Origin of the sequence: Rhodococcus sp. NPDC047139 (assembly GCF_040643435.1) — a bacterium.
Lineage (GTDB): Bacteria > Actinomycetota > Actinomycetes > Mycobacteriales > Mycobacteriaceae > Rhodococcus.
The window spans coordinates 38,129-54,049 of record NZ_JBEYUH010000024.1; the positions used below are offsets into that span (position 1 = coordinate 38,129).

Sequence of the window (15,921 nt, forward strand, 5' to 3'; positions counted from 1 at the left end):
GTGGTCACAGCTTCACCGCCTGGTAGAGGCCGCCGACCTCGTTGCGGCCGAGAACCCGCAGGGTGCCGGGTCGCTGGTCGCCGAGGGCGACGGGGCCGATGTTGGTGCGCACGAGGCGGATCACCGGATGTCCGACGGCGTCGAGCAGACGACGCACGATGTGCTTGCGACCTTCGTGCAGCACGAGACGCACGAGCGACTGGCCTTCGTGGACTTCGAGCAACGAGAACTCGTCGACCTTGGCGGGTCCGTCCTCGAGCTCGATACCGGCCTTGAGTTGCTTGCCGACCCCGCGCGCGAGCACGCCCTTGACCGTCGCAAGGTAGGTCTTGGGGACCTCGAAGGACGGATGCATCAGTCGGTGCGCGAGTTCACCGTCGTTGGTGAGCAGCAGCAGGCCTTCGGTGTCGGCGTCGAGACGTCCGACGTGGAACAGGCGCTGCCCGGCGGCGACACGTTCGGAGACGATGTCCCCGACGCAGGGGCGGCCGAGATCGTCGGACATCGTGGACTGCCATCCGCGGGGCTTGTTCAGCACGAGGTGCACGAGATCCTTGTTGATGACCACGCGCACCCCGTCGACGCGGATCACGGCGTTCTCCGGGTCCACCCGCAATCCTTGTTCGACAACGATGTTGCCGTCGACCTCGACGCGGCCGGCGGCGATGAGTTCCTCGGCCGCGCGGCGGGACGCCACGCCGGCCTGGGCGAGGACCTTCTGCAGACGCACGCCTTCGCCGGCCGGGAGTTGGGCCGGGCCTGCTTCGCGATGCTGGTGGCGCGCGGGGCGGGCGTTGCTCACGGTCGGGACGACACGCTGCGGGGTGCGCTTGGATGCGCCCCGAGCGGGCTTGCCGCTCGTGGTGCCGCCCTTGCGGTGGGGTTTGCGGCCGGTGACCGGCTGGGAAGGATTCGATCGGCGGTCGGAGCGGGGGGCTTCGGAACGCCCTGCCGAGCGAGGAGCTTCGGTGCGTCCCGCCGAGCGGGGAGCTTCGGTGCGTCCCGCCGAGCGAGGAGCTTCGCTGCGTCCCGCCGAGCGGGGAGCTTCGCTGCGTCCGCCCGAGCGCGGTGCGTCCGCGCGTCCTGAGCGGGAGGCCCCGTCTTTGCGCGTACTCGCGCTGCGGGGGTTGTTTCTTCTACGGTCCGGTGTGCCATCACGGCGAGCGGGTGTATTCACTTGGTTCCTGTCAGTTCTCTGGGTCGAACTCCGCGGGCGAGAGAGTCTCGGGACGCGCGTTCTTACCCATTCTCTCAAATCGTGGGTCGGCCTCGAGACTCTCCGCGATGTCGTCGATCACATCGACGTCGGGCAACAGCGGTGCAACCGGCGGCAGATCCTGCAGGGAGGCCAGTCCGAGGCGTTCGAGGAACAGGTCGGTGGTGACGTAGAGGGTGCCACCTGTGTCGGGGTCGGTCCCCGCCTCGGCGATCAGATCCCGGGCGAGCAGCGTGCGCATCACCCCGTCGACGTTGACGCCGCGCACGGCACCGACGCGGCTGCGGGTGACCGGTTGCCGGTAGGCGATCACGGCGAGAGTTTCGAGTGCCGCGCGGGTGAGCTTGGTGCGGGCGCCGCCCTGCAGCAGTTTCTCGACGTAGGGCGCGAAATCGCGGCGGGTGTAGAAGCGCCAGCCGTCGCCGGCGAAGCGCAGGTCGATGCCGGATCCGCGCGCGGTGAGGTCCTGCGCGAGTCGGCGCAGCCGGGTTTCGGCCCGGTCGGCGGTGACCCCGATCGCGGTGGCGAGTTGTTCGGTGGGCGCGGGGGTGTCGACGACGAGCAGCAGGGCTTCGAGTGCGGCGGTGAGTTCGTCGTCGGTGATGTCGAGGAGCTCACCGTCCCATGCGCGGTCGTCCGCGCCGTCCGACGCCTCGCGATCGTCGCCGCCGTCTCGTGCCGCGGCGGTGTCGTCGCTCACCCGTAGTCCTCCTCGAAAGTGATGGTGTCGTCGTCGGTGTCGCCCGTCCATGCGATCTGCAGGTGTCCGAGCGGATCGGGTTGCTCGAATGTGACGGCGCGTTCGCGGTACAGCTCGAGCAGCGCCAGGAACCGGGCGACGACGAGCAGGCCGTGATCGCAGTCCGCGACGATTTCGTCGAAGCCGACCCAGACGCCGGCGCCGCGGGCGCGCAGAAGGTCGAGGATGTGGGCCGCCTGTTCGGGGACCGACACCTTCGGGGTGTGCAGGTGGTCGAGACCGACGGTCGGTGGCGGTTTGGGCCGGAAGGCCGCGGCGGCGATCTCGGCGAAGCGTTGTGCGTCGACGCCGAGGACGACCTCGGGCACGAGATTCTCGTAGCGCTCCTCGAGCGACACCGCGCGCGGATAGCGGCGCAGGGCGGCGGCTTCGAACGCCGCGAACTGTTCGGCGATCTGTTTGTAGGCGCGGTACTGCAGCAGCCGCGCGAACAGCAGGTCGCGTGCTTCGAGCAGGGCGAGGTCCTCGGGGTCGTCGACCTCACCGGCGGGCAGCAGCCGGGCGGCCTTGAGGTCGAGCAGGGTCGCGGCGACCACCAGGAATTCGGTGGTCTGGTCGAGTCCGAGTTCGGGTCCGAGTGCGCGGGTGTACGCGATGAAGTCGTCGGTGACCTCGTGGAGGGCGACCTCGGTGACATCGAGTCGGCGCTGCGAGATGAGGGTCAGCAGCAGGTCGAAGGGACCTTCGAAGTTGCGCAGCCGTACCTGGAAGCCGGTGGGGGCCGGCACCTGGGGTGCGGTCGGCGCGCCGGCGTCGTCGAGGGGCACCGTCTCCGCCATCCTGCCGGTGTCCGCCGCCTCGTGTGCGGGGGTATGCACGGGGCTCAGCGACCGCTCCGGTGGATCACTTCGCGCGCGAGCGCGCGGTACGACTCGGCGGCGGCGGACGCGGGTGCCCAGCGGGTGATGGGCTCGCCGGCGACGCTGGTCTCGGGGAACTTCACGGTGCGGTTGATCACCGCGTCGTAGACGAGATCACCGAAGACCTCCACGACCCGGGACATGACCTCGCGGCCGTGCAGGGTGCGCGGGTCGAACATCGTGACGAGGATGCCCGCAACGCTCAGTTTCGGATTGAGGCGGTCGCGTACCTTGGCGACGGTGTCGTTGAGCAGCGCGAGACCGCGGAGGCTGAAGAACTCGCATTCCATGGGGATGAGCACCGAGTCGGCGCACGCGAGGGCGTTGACGGTGAGCAGTCCCAGTGACGGCTGACAGTCGACGAGGATGTAGTCGTAGCGCTCGAGCATGGGGTACAGCGCACGTCCGAGCGCCTGCTCGCGGCCGACCTCGGAGACGAGCTGGATCTCGGCCGCAGACAGGTCGATATTGCTCGGCAGCAGGTCGAGGTTCTCGATATGAGTACGCACGAGCACGTCGTCGGTGGACACCCGTGGTTCGACGAGCAGGTTGTGCACCGTGAGATCGAGATCGTGGTGGGCGACGCCGAGCCCGGCGGACAGAGCGCCCTGCGGGTCGAGGTCGACGAGCAGGACACGGCGCCCGTATTCGGCGAGGGAGGCGCCGAGGTTGATCGTCGAGGTGGTCTTTCCCACTCCGCCCTTCTGGTTGCACATCGCGATGATGCGGGCCGGGCCGTGCGTGGGCAGTGGTACCGGCTCCGGAACCGGGCGACGCGGCCGCCCGGTGGGCCCGAGAGCTGTTTCCGCGGCGGCGGAGCCGGTGTGCTCGGCGACCGGTGCGGGGCCGGTGTCGGTCCGGCCGGATGTGTCGTCGGGGACGGTGTGCGGTCGGAGTTGTTCCGGCGCCATGTCTGTGGCGGGTGGCCGAGGTGTGCCCACGTTCGGTACTCCCCCTGTCTTGCGACCCAGATGTTCTCGTGGCTCCGCCGGTTGCCCGGCGGCTCGCCCCCAGAACGCTACCGCTTCGTCGCCGGGATCACCGCACGGACACGCGTCCGCAGTGGTGTCGTTCATCTGGCCCGGGGATGGGCCTGGGCCCACACTTCCCGGAGGGCACCGGCGGTGACCAGGGTGTATATCTGCGTCGTCGTCACAGAAGCATGCCCGAGTAACTCCTGCACCACCCGTACGTCGGCTCCGCCGTCGAGCAGATGGGTCGCGAACGAATGGCGCAGCGTGTGCGGAGACACGCCGACGCCGATTCCGGCGCGCTCGGCGGCGGTCTGCAGTACCTTCCACGCGCTCTGCCGTGACAGGCGACCGCCGCGAACGTTGAGGAAGACCGCCGCGGTGCGGCCGGTCGCCAGGGCCGGTCGTCCCCGCACGAGATAGGCGTCGAGCGCGTCGAGCGCGGGGCGGCCCACCGGCACGAGCCGCTGTTTTCCGCCCTTGCCGCGCAGCAGCACGGTGCGGGATTCGGTGTCGATGTCGTCGATGTCGAGGCCGATCGCCTCGGAGATGCGGGCGCCTGTGGAGTACAGCAGTTCGAGCAGGGCGCGGTCGCGCAGACCGCGCGGGCCGTCGGCGTCGGGTCCGGCGGCATCGAGGATCGCGGTGACCTGATCGACGGTCAGGGCTTTGGGCAGTCGCCGGCCGGGGGCGGGGGGTTTGACGGTGCGGGCGACGTCGACCGGGGTCTGTCCCTCGGCCGCGGCGAAACGGTGCAGGCCGCGCACGGCGATCAGGGCACGCGCGGCCGACCCGGCCGCCAGCGGCGGGCGGTTGCGGTCCGGGTCGCCGCGTCGCAGGCTCGACGCGAAGTCGCTGATGTGTTGTTCGTGCACGTCCGCGAGGTCGCCGATGTGCAGGTCGGTGAGGTGCTCGACGTAGCGCAGCAGATCGCGCCGGTAGGAGGCGAGGGTGTTCGCCGCGACTCCGCGTTCGACAGTCAGGTGGGCCAGATACGCGTCGAGCTGCCCGGTGAGGATCGTGGACGGCTGTGCAGCGAGCCGAGCCGGAGGGCGGTCTTCACGGGGCGGCACCGGTCACCCTCCCGCCCGGGTACGGGCGAAGGTGAGGGGACGGTCGGGCCACGGCGCGTCGGGTGTGCGGGTGGCAGTGCCCGTCGCGCGTGCGGTGGCGAAGGCGAGGAGACCGGACACCGCGGTGGCGTTGACGATCTCCCCGCGCAGCACCATCGCCACGGCCTCGTCCACGGGTACGCGACGGACCTCGAGGTCGGCCTCCTCGTGCACGGGATCGGGCCGGTGGACCGCGCTCAGGTCGCGCGCGGCGAACACGCGCACCGCTTCGTCGGTGAAGCCGGGCGAGAGCGCGATGTCGACGAGGAGTTCCCAGTCGGCCGCGGCGAGACCTGTCTCCTCGGCGAGTTCGCGGCGGGCGGTGTCGAGGGGGTCCTCGCCGGGCGCGTCGAGCAGCCCGGCGGGCAACTCCCACAACCGCCGGCCGAGCGGGTGCCGGTACTGGTGCACGAGCACCACCCGGTCCTGATCGTCGACGGCCACGACCGCGACCGCGCCGTGGTGCTCGACCACTTCGCGTTCGGCGGTCTGCCCGTCCGGCATCGCCACGTCGTCGACGCGCAGCGACACGATGGCGCCCGTGTAGATCCGACGGCTCGACAGGGTGCGGAATTCGTGCCGCTGCGCCATCTCCACTACTCGGCGTCGCCGGCGGGCGCGGAGACCACTGGTTCCTCGGTCTGCGGGCTCTCCCCGTGGATGTCGACCGGCAATCGTTCGGCGGCCTTGTACTGCAAGGCCGCGGCGACGAGCCCGGAGAACAACGGGTGCGGGCGGGTCGGGCGGCTCTTGAGTTCCGGATGGGCCTGGGTGGCCACGAAGAACGGGTGCACGTCCGCCGGGTACTCGACGAATTCGACGAGTCGGCCATCCGGGGAGGTGCCGGAGAACACCAGTCCCGAGCGGGCGATCTTGTCCCGGTAGGCGTTGTTGACCTCGTAGCGATGCCGGTGCCGTTCGGAGACCTGTTCGGTGCCGTACGCCCGGGCCACGACCGAGCCCTTCTTCAGCACGGCCGGGTAGGCACCCAGTCGCATGGTGCCGCCTAGATCGGCCTCACCGGCGACCGCCTGTTCCTGATCGGCCATCGTGGAGATGACCGGGGCGGTGGTGTCGGGATCGAACTCGGTGGACGAGGCGTCGTCGATCCCGACGGAGCGGGCGGCCTCGATCACGACGCACTGCAGACCCAGGCACAGGCCCAGCAGCGGGATCTTGCGGGTGCGGGCGAAACGGATCGCGCCGAGCTTGCCTTCGATGCCGCGGATGCCGAAGCCACCGGGGATCAGCACCGCGTCGACGTCACCGAGATGCTTCTCGGCGCCGGCTTCGGATTCGCACTCGTCGGACGCGACCCAGCGGATCTTGACCTTTGCTCGATGCGCGAAGCCCCCGGCGCGCAGTGCCTCGGTGACCGACAGATATGCATCGGGCAGATCGATGTACTTGCCGACGAGCGCGACCTCGACGGTCTCGCGGGGGTTGTGGACCCGTTCGAGCAGGTTGCCCCACACCGTCCAGTCCACGTCGCGGAAGGGCAGACCGAGCTGACGCACCACATAGGCGTCGAGGCCTTCGCTGTGCAGCACCTTCGGGATGTCGTAGATGCTCGGCGCGTCGGGGCAGGAGATACAGCCGGCGACGTCGACATCGCACATCAGCGAGATCTTCGCCTTGAGCGAGGCGGGCACGTCGCGGTCGCAGCGCAGCACGAGGGCGTCGGGCTGGATACCGATGTTGCGCAGCGCCGCCACCGAATGCTGGGTGGGCTTGGTCTTGAGCTCGCCGGACGGGCCGAGATAGGGCACGAGCGAGACGTGCAGGAAGAAGCAGTTCTCGCGGCCCACCTCGTGCCGGACCTGCCGGGCGGCCTCGAGGAACGGCTGGGACTCGATGTCGCCGACGGTGCCGCCGATCTCGGTGATCACCACGTCCGGGGCGTGGCCCTCGGCGTCGGGGGCCGCCATCGCGAGGATGCGTCGCTTGATCTCGTCGGTGATGTGCGGGATGACCTGCACGGTGTCGCCGAGATATTCGCCGCGGCGTTCCTTGGCGATGACCGTCGAGTAGACCTGGCCGGTGGTGACATTGGCGTCGGCGGACAGATCGCGGTCGAGGAACCGCTCGTAGTGTCCGACGTCGAGGTCGGTCTCGGCGCCGTCCTCGGTGACGAAGACCTCACCGTGCTGGAAGGGGTTCATCGTGCCGGGATCGACATTGAGATAGGGGTCGAGCTTCTGCATCGTCACGCGCATGCCGCGTGCGGTGAGCAGAGTGCCCAGGCTCGACGCTGTGAGCCCCTTGCCGAGCGAGGATGCGACGCCCCCGCTGACGAAGATGTGCTTGGTAGGGGTACGCGAGTGGCGTGACTGTGGCAAAGAAGCTCCCGTGACGTCAGGTGCAGGACTTTTGGACTGATGCGATACAGCTGGGGCCTGCCGACCCACGGAACTTCACGGTAACACCTCCGCGGGCGGGCGCGTACCCGACTCGCGATTGCACACCCGCCAGTGCAACGGACGTCACAGATGCGGCCACGCTCGCCGGTTTCGGCACGGTTCAGCGCGCCGGTGAACCGACTGTGACGGCGGTCGCGCTCGGCCCGGTCCCGTATCGCCCACTGCCTCCGTCGAGCTGTTCGCGGAGCGCGAGGATCGTCGTGAGACGCCCCGATTGGCGGTCGAGGTTGTCGACGGTGGACAGGACCGCAGCCAGTGCGGTGTCCGCCCGCACCACCGCGATGGGGCCGTTGCCCGCAGCGGCCCCCGCGCGACCGGCCAGCACCGCGCCCGCGCCGCGGCCGTCCACGACGCCGGCGAACCGGGCGATCAACGAACCGCGGTTGCCGCCGGATTCCTCGTTGTCGCTGTGGTCGCCGGTGACGACGAGCGCACTCTGCGCCGGTTCGACCTGCTCGTCCTGGTAGGTCACGAAGCCGCCGCTGCGCAGTGTGGTCAGCGCCAGTGCCCGTTCCTCCGGTGTGCTCCGCGGTTGTCCGGTGGCCGGATCGACGAGCAGCACCGCACCGAGCAGGTCACCGGCCAGGCTGCCCGGGTCGACGGCGCCGGTCTGCAGTTCCACTCCGGCAGGCACGACATTGGTGACGGTCGTGCGGAGTTGATCGGCGCCGGCCGCGTCGACGAACGAATCGGTCAACGCCAGTCGTGCGGTGACCCGGCCCCCGGCGTCCTCGACGGTGCGGATCACGGCGTCGACATCTTCGGGTGCTGCGTCGGGGGTGGTCACGACGAGCACGGTGCGGTCGATCAGTTCGTCGCGCACGATTCGTGGGCCCACGGTCGCGTCGAAACCGTCGGCGGCGAGCAGTTGTGCTTCGAGCCGGCTGCCTCGGTCCTCGGCGTCCTGCACCTGTCGGCGCAGATCGGCCTTGTCGTCGCGCAATCCCGAGACGAGGCTGTCGGCGAGCACCCCGGAGCCGAGCACGATCCCGACGGCCAGGGCCAGGAACACCGCCACCAGGGAGACGGCGTGATGGCGCATCGAGATCACGCGCGCAGACCCTGTACCCACTCGACGGCGGTCTCCCACCACTGACGGGCGAGTTCGACGACGTCGCCACCGAGATTCGACACCGCGAGCGCCGCGATCACGGCGATCAGCGCCGCGAACACCAGCAGAGCGATCACTCCGCCGGAGACGCGGCTGCGGTAGAGGGTGGCCACAGCTTTCGCATCGACGAGTTTCGGGCCGACCTTCAGGCGGGTCATGACCGCCGACGGGTTGGTGTCGCGGCGGCCGTGGTCGAAGAACTCGTCGAGCGAGACGGTGCTGCCCACGGTCACCACCAGCGCCGCACCGTGATGGTCGACGAGCAGTAACGCCAGGTCGGTGGGGGTGCCGACGGCGGGGAAGGTCATCGCTCCGATACCGAGATCCTGGATCCGCTCGAGTCCCGGGGCGTGACCGTCCGGGTCGGCGGGCAACACCACCTCGGCGCCCGACTTGAGGGTCGCGGTACCGATCTCGTCGGGGTCGCCCACGATCAAGTCGGGACGGTAACCCGCCTTGGCGAGGCTGTCGGCACCGGGGCCCACACCCACCAGGATCGGCGAGTACTCCTTGATGAAGGGTCTGAGGTCCTTGAGATCCTGCACGTGACCGGGGCCGTCGGAGACGACCACCACGTGCCGGTCGCGCAGGTCGAGATCGATGTCGGGGATGCCGACACCATCGATGAGCAGCGGGCTCTCCGACCGGATGAACTCGATCGTGTTGCCCGAGAACGCTTCGAGATGGTCGACGAGTCCGGTCCTCGCCTCGATCATGCGATCGGAGATCTCGATGTCGGTCTGTTCGTCGCCCTCGATGAGCAGCCGCTCCCCCGCGTACACGCCGCCTTCGTGCACGCGAACCTTCGCGCCGTCCTTGATCTTCTTGAAGACCTCGGAACCGACGTTGTCCACCAGGACGATGTCGTGCGCGACGACGACCTCGGGTCCGAGATTGGGGTAGCGGCCCGAAATGGACGGGGCCGCGTTGATCACCGCGGTGACGCCGGCCTCGACGAGGGCGTCGGCGGTGACGCGATCGAGATCGACGACATCGAGGACCACCACGTCACCGGGACCGATCCGGCGCAGCAGTTTCGCGGTGTTCCTGTCGACCCGGGCAATGCCACTCACTCCGGGCAACGTTTCGTTGTTACGGGACAGCAGCGCCGGCATCTTCATGGAAGAGATGATGCGCCGGTACACGAGTGAGGTTGTGGAGGCGCGCCGGGGCAGGAGAGAACATCACCCGGCGCGCCCAGCGCGTCAGCCGGCGCGTTCGGCGTGGGCGACGGCGAGCAGTTCCTCGGCGTGCGCGCGCCCGGTTTCGGTGTCGTCGAGACCGGCGAGCATGCGGGCGAGTTCGGTCACCCGCTCCTCCTCACCGAGGGTACGCACGCCGCTGCTGATCACCCCGGACCGGTCGTCGACCTTGTCGACGACGAGGTGGGTGTCGGCGAACGCCGCGACCTGCGGCAGGTGCGTGACCACGATCACCTGATGGGTTCGCGCCAGTCGCGCGAGACGCCGTCCGATCTCGACGGCCGCCCGGCCACCGACGCCGGCGTCGACTTCGTCGAAGACCATGGTCGCACCGCGTTCGGAGCCGGCGAGGACCACTTCGAGAGCGAGCATGACGCGGGACAGTTCGCCGCCGGAGGCGCTGCGGGCGAGCGGTCGGGCCGGGGCGTCGCTGTGCGGGGCCAGCCGGAACTCCACCTCGTCGATCCCCGATTCACCGGCGTGCAGGAGCCGGTCGCCGACCTGCAGCGGCGCAGCGTCGCTCGCCGTCGCCAGGCGTTCGGCGATATGCACGTCGAGCACGGCGCGTCCCATCGCGAGCCCGGACAGTTCCTTGCTCACGGCCTTGGCGAGTTTTCCTGCGACCTTGTGCCGCGCCGTGGACAGTGCCACCGCAGCCTCGGCGGTGGCCACCGCTTCCGCCTGCACTTCGGCGGCGAGCTTGTCGATGGCCTCGGCGGAGACGTCCAGCCCGGACAGGCGTTCGCGGGCGTCCTGTGCCCAGGCGAGCACCCCGTCGATGTCGGCGGCGTATTTGCGGGTGAGATTCTTCAACTCCGCCTGCCGGTTGAGCAGCGTGTCGAGGGCGCTCGGGTCGGAAGGCAGGTCCGACAGATACCCGGAAATGTCCGCGGTGACGTCGGTGACGACCGCGATCGCCTCCCCCAGCCGGGGGCCGAGCTCGCGCAGAGCAGGGTCGTCGCTGCTTTCGAGTCGCGCGCGGGCCTCTCCGAGCAGGTCCAGCGCCGCGGAGTAGGCGTCCGCGTCAGCACTGTCGTCTCCGGCCAGGGCCGTGTGTGCGATGGTGGCCGCCTCCCGCAGCGAGTCGAGATCGGACAGTCGCCGCACTTCCTCGACGATGCGGGTGTCCTCCCCCGGTTCGGGAGCGACGCGGTCGATCTCGTCGAGCCCGAAATGCAACCGGTCGGCCTCCTGCGCGAGTTCGCGCGAGCGTTCGGTGCGTTCCTGCAGTTCGGTCCGCGCCTCGAGCCATCGGCGCCGCCGGGCGCGATAGCGCTCGAGCAGACCGGTGACGGTCTTGCCGCCGAATCGGTCGAGCGCGGCACGCTGCTCGTCGGGCCGCAGCAGCCGCAACTGGTCGTTCTGGCCGTGCACGGTCAGCAGCGGACCGGTGAACTCGGCCAGCACACCGACCGGAACGCTGCGGCCACCCAGATGTGCCCGGGACCGGCCGTCGCTGCCGACGGTGCGTACGGCGATGATGCTGCCGTCCTCGTCGCGCTGGGCACCGGTGGACTCGAGCAGTTCCGCAATCTGCCGTTCGATGTGGCTGGGCGCGGGTTCGATCTCGAAACGTCCTTCGACCACGGCGCGGCTCGCGCCGACTCGCACGCGGGACGGATCGGCACGTACCCCGGAGAGCAGGTGCAGGCTCGTCACGACCATCGTCTTGCCGGCACCGGTCTCGCCGGTGAGCACCGTCAGGCCGCCGTCGAATCGTGCGTACGCCTCGGAGATCACGCCCAGGTTGTCGATCCGGATCTCTGCGAGCATCTCAGAGTTTCCTTCCCCGCCAGCCCTTCACCGGAAGTTCGAACTTGCGCACCATTCGATCGGCGAACGGCGCCGAATCCAGCCGCACCCAGCGGACCGGATTGCATCCTCGCACCACTTCGAGCCGCGCACCGGCCGGCACCTCCAGGGTGCGGCGACCGTCGCAGAACACCACCCCGTCGTGTCCACCGGCGAGTGTCTCGACCGCGATGATCGATTCGGGACTGGTCACCAGCGGGCGCGCGAACAGTGCGTGCGCGTTGCTCGGGATCACCAGCAGCGCTTCGAGTTCGGGCCACACGATCGGCCCGCCGGCCGAGAAGGCGTAGGCGGTCGAGCCGGTGGGGGTGGCGACGAGGACACCGTCGCAGCCGAACGACGAGACGGGCCGGCCGTCGACCTCGAGGACCACTTCGAGAACCCCGAGCCGGGACTTGTTCTCGAGGCTGGCCTCGTTCAGCGCCCATCCGCGGTCGAGTATCTCGTCGTCCATACGCACCGTCACATCGATGGTCATCCGCTGTTCGACGCGGTATTCGCGGCGCACCACCTGCAGCAGCGCTTCTTCGAGGTGCTCGGCCTCGGATTCGGCGAGGAAGCCGATGCGGCCGAGGTTGATGCCGAGGACCGGCACCGCCGCGTACTGCGCGAGTTCGGCGGCGCGCAGGAAGCTGCCGTCGCCGCCGAGGACGATCACCATCTCGCACCCGGCGGCCGCTTCCGGTCCGGGTTCGACGACGCTGATGAAGCTCCCCGGCAGAGCGAGGACACCGAGGCCGTTGCTCACCGCCTCGTCGTCGAGGGTGCGCAGCCCGATGCCGGCCTCGCCGAGGATCTTCGCCACGCGCATGGCGGTGCCGGCGATCTCGTCACGCCCGGAATGGGAGACCAGCAGGATCTCCCGGTCCGATCGTGCCGCGTCGGTCTGTGTGCTCACTGTGGTCCTTCCTGCACCGCACGCTCGATCAATTCGATCACCGCCGGGTCGAGCTCCTCCGTCCCGGGCGCTCCGGCGCGCAGCCACAGGAAGTACTCGACGTTCCCGGACGGACCGGGCAGCGGGCTGGCCACCGCTCCGAGCGTGCGCAGACCCTGCTGCTGCGCCTCCCGAGCGACTTCGAGCACCGCCTCGGTGCGCAGCGCGGGGTCGCGCACCACACCGCCGCTGCCGACCCGGTCCTTGCCCACCTCGAACTGTGGTTTGACCATCGGCAACAGGTCGCCGCCCGGGGCGACGCAGGCCACGAATGCCGGCAGCACCAACTTCAAGGAGATGAACGACAGGTCCGCGACCACCAGCTCCACGGGCCCGCCGATCTTCTCGGCGTCGATGCTACGCACATTTGTTCGATCGATCACGTGGACACGCTCGTCGGACTGCAGGCGCCAGATCAGCTGGCCGTAGCCGACGTCGACCGCGACGACCTGCGCAGCGCCCTCGTGCAGCAGCACATCGGTGAAACCGCCGGTGGACGCCCCGGCGTCGAGGCAGCGACGCCCCGCCACCTGCAGACCCTGCGGGGTGAACGCCTCGAGCGCACCGAGGAGCTTGTGGGCCCCGCGCGAGGCCCACGACACCTCGTCGCCGACCTCCGTGACGATCAGCGGCGTGTTCGGTTCGACGGCGGTTGCCGGCTTGGAGGCGACTGTTCCCGCGATGAGGACCCGACCTGCGGCGATCAGTTCGCTGGCGTGCTCGCGCGAGCGCGCCAGACCTCGCCGTACCAGTTCCGCGTCGACGCGTGCCCGGCGTGCCACGTCAGATCTTGTCCACGGTCGACAGCGCCTGCACGAGGATCTCGTGGGCACGTTCGAGCAATTGCGCCTGCTCGAGCAGAACGGACTGGTCGGTGCTCTCCGGATCGGGGACGCGTGCTCCCTCCCGCACACGCGTCAACAACACATCGACCTCCTCGCGGACGCGCGCGGGATCGACGGTGGGGCGTGTGCCGGGAAGATGTTCGCCCGGACGTGGAATCGGCGTGCTCATCGGCGTCCACGCTAGTCGATGGGTGCGACCGGGCCACACTGTCCGGGGCGGATCAGGCCGTCGCTGCCCACGCGTCCACGACGGAACGCGCGTGCTCGTCCAGGGGCCGGATCCGCCCGAAACCGGGGTTGGCCCAGGCGATATCGAGAAGCCCCCGCAGTGCTTCCATCGGATCGGCGGTCTCCCCCACGGCCGCGAGGTGAAGATCCCCGTCGTCGACGGTGACATTCCAGGAGGTGTGTGGGGCGACGCGGAGCTGTGCGGCCGGCTGATCGAGGCTCGCGAGCGAGGTCGCGACATAAGTCGGGCGCTGGGCGGCGGGGGCCCGGAGCAGATCGTCGACGGTACTCACGCCGGTGAGCACGAGCAGTGAATCCGCGCCCACGGCGTTGGCGCCCTCGACGTCGGTGTCCAGCCGGTCCCCGATCACGAGCGGGCGCCGCGCCCCAGCTCGCCGGATCGCATCCTCGAGCAGTGGCGCGGCGGGTTTGCCCGCGACGATCGGTGTCGCGCCGGTGGCGTTGCGTACCGCCGCGACCATCGAGCCGTTGCCGAGTACGAGCCCGCGTTCGGTGGGCAGGGTCGAGTCGACATTGGTGGCCACCCACACGGCGCCGGCGCGGACCGCGAGGGTCGCCTCCGCGAGCATCGACCAGCCGGTGTCCGGGGAGTGCCCCTGCACCACCGCCGCCGGCTCGGCGTCCGCGGTCCGGACCGGGACGAGACCGACACCGGCGACTTCCTCGGCGAGCGCGTCGGTTCCGACCACGAGCACCGGCGCGCCGGCCGGGAAGCGCTCGGCGAGCAGGCGCGCAGCGGACTGCGAACTCGTCACCACCGACGAATCGTCGGCGGGGAATCCGAGTTCCCTCAGGTGCAGCGCGACCTCCGAAGGCCGGCGGCTGGCGTTGTTCGTGACGTACAGCACCGTGTCGCGGCCACCCGTCAACGCCTCACGAGCACCCGGGACCGGTTCGGCTCCCCGATAGACGGTGCCGTCCAGATCGAGCAGCAGGACATCGTAGCTCCGGCGCAACGTGTCGCTCGGGCCGTGCCCGTCGGTCACGGGGCCTCTCCGGTGAGCTCCTCCACCCGGTCCTCGGCGTCGGTGATCCCTTCGATGTCCGCGGACGCGGAGTGAAGGAACCACTGCAGACCTTCCTCGGTCCGTCCGGCGGCCACCAGCGCGTCGGCGTACGCGTAGAACAGGCGAGCTGCCGGCGTGCCGGTACGGTCCGGATCCAGATCAGGGGTCTGCAAGGTCACCACGGCCTGGTCGTACTGGCCGAGATCCATGCGGGCACCGGCGAGCACGATACGCAGCTCTGCTGCATCATCGCCCGTCAGCTTGCGCGCTTCCTCGCTCCGGCCGAGTTCGAGGGCCTTCTCAGGACGTCCGAGTCCGCGTTCGCAGTCGGCCATCACGGCGAGGAGCCCCGTGCCACCGGACATGCGCCGGGCTGCACGCAGCTCGGACAGCGCCTCGGCCCACTCACCGGCATGGTATGCGGTGATGCCTGCGGCTTCGCGGACCACGGCGATGCGACCGGCACGTTGGCGTGCCGCTCGCGCGTGAGCGAGTGCGGCGCGCGGATCGTCGTCGAGCAGTCTCCCGGCCATCACCAGATGCCTGGCGACCGCGTTCGCGTTCGACTTGTCCAGGCTCAGCAGGTCGCGGCGGATGGTCGGGTCGAGCTCGGACGCCTCGACGTCGTCGGGCAGGTCGGGCTCGTCCGGGCGGGCCTCGCGACGCTGCGGCGCAATGCCCTCGCGTCCGCGGCCGGGACCGAATCCGCCTTCGCCTCCGCGGCGGCGGGGTGCGCTGTCGCCACGGCGGTCGCCGCTCTGGGGGCCTCGACGATCACCGGAGTAACCTCGCCGTTCGCCGCCGCCGCGCTGGTCGCCGCCACGCGGGTCGCCGGCTCGGCGATCGTCGCGGCCGCGTTCTCCGCCGGGACGCGACGGACGATCGTCGCGATTGCCGTAATTGCGCTCGCCCCGGGGGCGATCCGAATCCTGGCGGGGACGATCCCCGAACTGGCGACCGCGGTCGTCGCTGCGGCGGGGCCGTTCGTCTCCGGCACGCTCCCGATAGGGGCGGTCACTCCGCCCGGTTCGCGCGTCGTCGCGGCCGCGATCCCGACGATCGCCACCTTGCGGAGAGCGCCGATCCCCACTCTGGGGGGAACGGCGGTCGTTGTGCTGCGAGCGGCGTTCGTCGCCACCCCGAGCGTTACGGTCGTCGCCTCGTCCTCGGCCGCGTTCCTCGCGGCTTCCCTCGGCGCGATCGTTGTGCTCGTCCTTGCGGCCCGACCACGGAGTGGATCCTCCACTCCTGAAGGACCGACGTTCACCGTTGCCGTCGGACACAGAAAAATCCTCTCATGAAAACACGAAAGGGGACCCAAACGAGTGGGTCCCCTTTCGGAACGGGTGTTCGGCGGTGTCCTACTCTCCCACACCCTGTCGAGTGCAGTACCATCGGCGCAGACAGGCTTAGCTTCCG

General features: G+C 69.8%; 14 protein-coding genes and 1 pseudogene. All 15 read right to left on the minus strand.

Features of this window, described 5'->3' with window-relative positions:
• Positions 1 to 4 precede the first annotated feature (4 nt).
• Entirely contained in the window at positions 5 to 1,177 is a 1,173-nt protein-coding gene (locus ABZ789_RS21540; protein WP_358428308.1) for a pseudouridine synthase, read from the minus strand.
• A gap of 10 nt (positions 1,178 to 1,187) precedes the next feature.
• Entirely contained in the window at positions 1,188 to 1,820 is a 633-nt protein-coding gene (gene scpB, locus ABZ789_RS21545; protein WP_358428351.1) for an SMC-Scp complex subunit ScpB, read from the minus strand.
• 92 nt (positions 1,821 to 1,912) lie between these two features.
• On the minus strand, positions 1,913 to 2,755 hold the full coding sequence (locus tag ABZ789_RS21550; protein ID WP_358428354.1) for a segregation/condensation protein A: 843 nt from the start codon (positions 2,753 to 2,755) through the stop codon (positions 1,913 to 1,915).
• 44 nt (positions 2,756 to 2,799) lie between these two features.
• Entirely contained in the window at positions 2,800 to 3,747 is a 948-nt protein-coding gene (locus ABZ789_RS21555; protein WP_358428357.1) for a ParA family protein, read from the minus strand.
• A gap of 161 nt (positions 3,748 to 3,908) precedes the next feature.
• The gene (gene xerD / locus ABZ789_RS21560; RefSeq protein ID WP_358428360.1) at positions 3,909 to 4,826 is read right to left on the minus strand and encodes a site-specific tyrosine recombinase XerD; all 918 of its coding nucleotides are present in this window, start codon (positions 4,824 to 4,826) and stop codon (positions 3,909 to 3,911) included.
• A 57-nt stretch (positions 4,827 to 4,883) separates the two neighbouring features.
• Positions 4,884 to 5,510, minus strand: a complete 627-nt coding sequence (locus ABZ789_RS21565) for an NUDIX hydrolase (protein WP_358428311.1) — start codon at positions 5,508 to 5,510, stop codon at positions 4,884 to 4,886.
• A gap of 5 nt (positions 5,511 to 5,515) precedes the next feature.
• Positions 5,516 to 7,258 (minus strand): CTP synthase, encoded by a 1,743-nt coding sequence (locus ABZ789_RS21570; RefSeq protein WP_358428314.1) that lies wholly within the window; start codon positions 7,256 to 7,258, stop codon positions 5,516 to 5,518.
• Between the two features lie 181 nt (positions 7,259 to 7,439).
• The gene (locus ABZ789_RS21575; protein ID WP_358428317.1) at positions 7,440 to 8,390 is read right to left on the minus strand and encodes a copper transporter; all 951 of its coding nucleotides are present in this window, start codon (positions 8,388 to 8,390) and stop codon (positions 7,440 to 7,442) included.
• Positions 8,387 to 9,571 (minus strand): putative cytokinetic ring protein SteA, encoded by a 1,185-nt coding sequence (gene steA / locus ABZ789_RS21580; RefSeq protein WP_358428320.1) that lies wholly within the window; start codon positions 9,569 to 9,571, stop codon positions 8,387 to 8,389. Before steA ends, ABZ789_RS21575 begins: the two co-directional genes overlap by 4 nt.
• Before the next feature lie 84 nt (positions 9,572 to 9,655).
• Positions 9,656 to 11,425, minus strand: a complete 1,770-nt coding sequence (gene recN / locus ABZ789_RS21585; protein ID WP_358428323.1) for a DNA repair protein RecN — start codon at positions 11,423 to 11,425, stop codon at positions 9,656 to 9,658.
• 1 nt (position 11,426) lies between these two features.
• Positions 11,427 to 12,362 (minus strand): NAD kinase, encoded by a 936-nt coding sequence (locus ABZ789_RS21590; RefSeq protein ID WP_358428326.1) that lies wholly within the window; start codon positions 12,360 to 12,362, stop codon positions 11,427 to 11,429.
• The gene (locus tag ABZ789_RS21595; protein WP_358428329.1) at positions 12,359 to 13,183 is read right to left on the minus strand and encodes a TlyA family RNA methyltransferase; all 825 of its coding nucleotides are present in this window, start codon (positions 13,181 to 13,183) and stop codon (positions 12,359 to 12,361) included. The genes ABZ789_RS21590 and ABZ789_RS21595 overlap by 4 nt, the downstream gene beginning before the upstream one ends.
• 1 nt (position 13,184) lies before the next feature.
• Positions 13,185 to 13,415 carry a hypothetical protein gene (locus tag ABZ789_RS21600; protein WP_358428332.1) on the minus strand — a complete coding sequence of 77 codons (231 nt, stop codon included), beginning with the start codon at positions 13,413 to 13,415 and terminating at the stop codon, positions 13,185 to 13,187.
• Positions 13,416 to 13,467: 52 nt separating this feature from the next.
• Complete coding sequence (locus tag ABZ789_RS21605) at positions 13,468 to 14,481, minus strand: HAD-IIA family hydrolase (protein ID WP_358428335.1); 1,014 nt, start codon at positions 14,479 to 14,481, stop codon at positions 13,468 to 13,470.
• Positions 14,478 to 15,305: pseudogene (locus ABZ789_RS21610) on the minus strand (hypothetical protein); the annotation flags it as partial. The pseudogene ABZ789_RS21610 and the gene ABZ789_RS21605, both read right to left, overlap by 4 nt.
• Between the last annotated feature and the right edge of the window lie 616 nt (positions 15,306 to 15,921).

Excerpts from the sequence above, each read along its gene's own strand:
- ABZ789_RS21555 (WP_358428357.1), bottom strand. The coding sequence starts at position 3,747 with ATGGCGCCGGAACAACTCCGACCGCACACCGTCCCCGACGACACATCC.
- ABZ789_RS21550 (WP_358428354.1), bottom strand. The coding sequence starts at position 2,755 with ATGGCGGAGACGGTGCCCCTCGACGACGCCGGCGCGCCGACCGCACCC.
- ABZ789_RS21600 (WP_358428332.1), bottom strand. The coding sequence starts at position 13,415 with ATGAGCACGCCGATTCCACGTCCGGGCGAACATCTTCCCGGCACACGC.
- recN (WP_358428323.1), bottom strand. The coding sequence starts at position 11,425 with ATGCTCGCAGAGATCCGGATCGACAACCTGGGCGTGATCTCCGAGGCG.
- steA (WP_358428320.1), bottom strand. The coding sequence starts at position 9,571 with ATGAAGATGCCGGCGCTGCTGTCCCGTAACAACGAAACGTTGCCCGGA.
- ABZ789_RS21565 (WP_358428311.1), bottom strand. The coding sequence starts at position 5,510 with ATGGCGCAGCGGCACGAATTCCGCACCCTGTCGAGCCGTCGGATCTAC.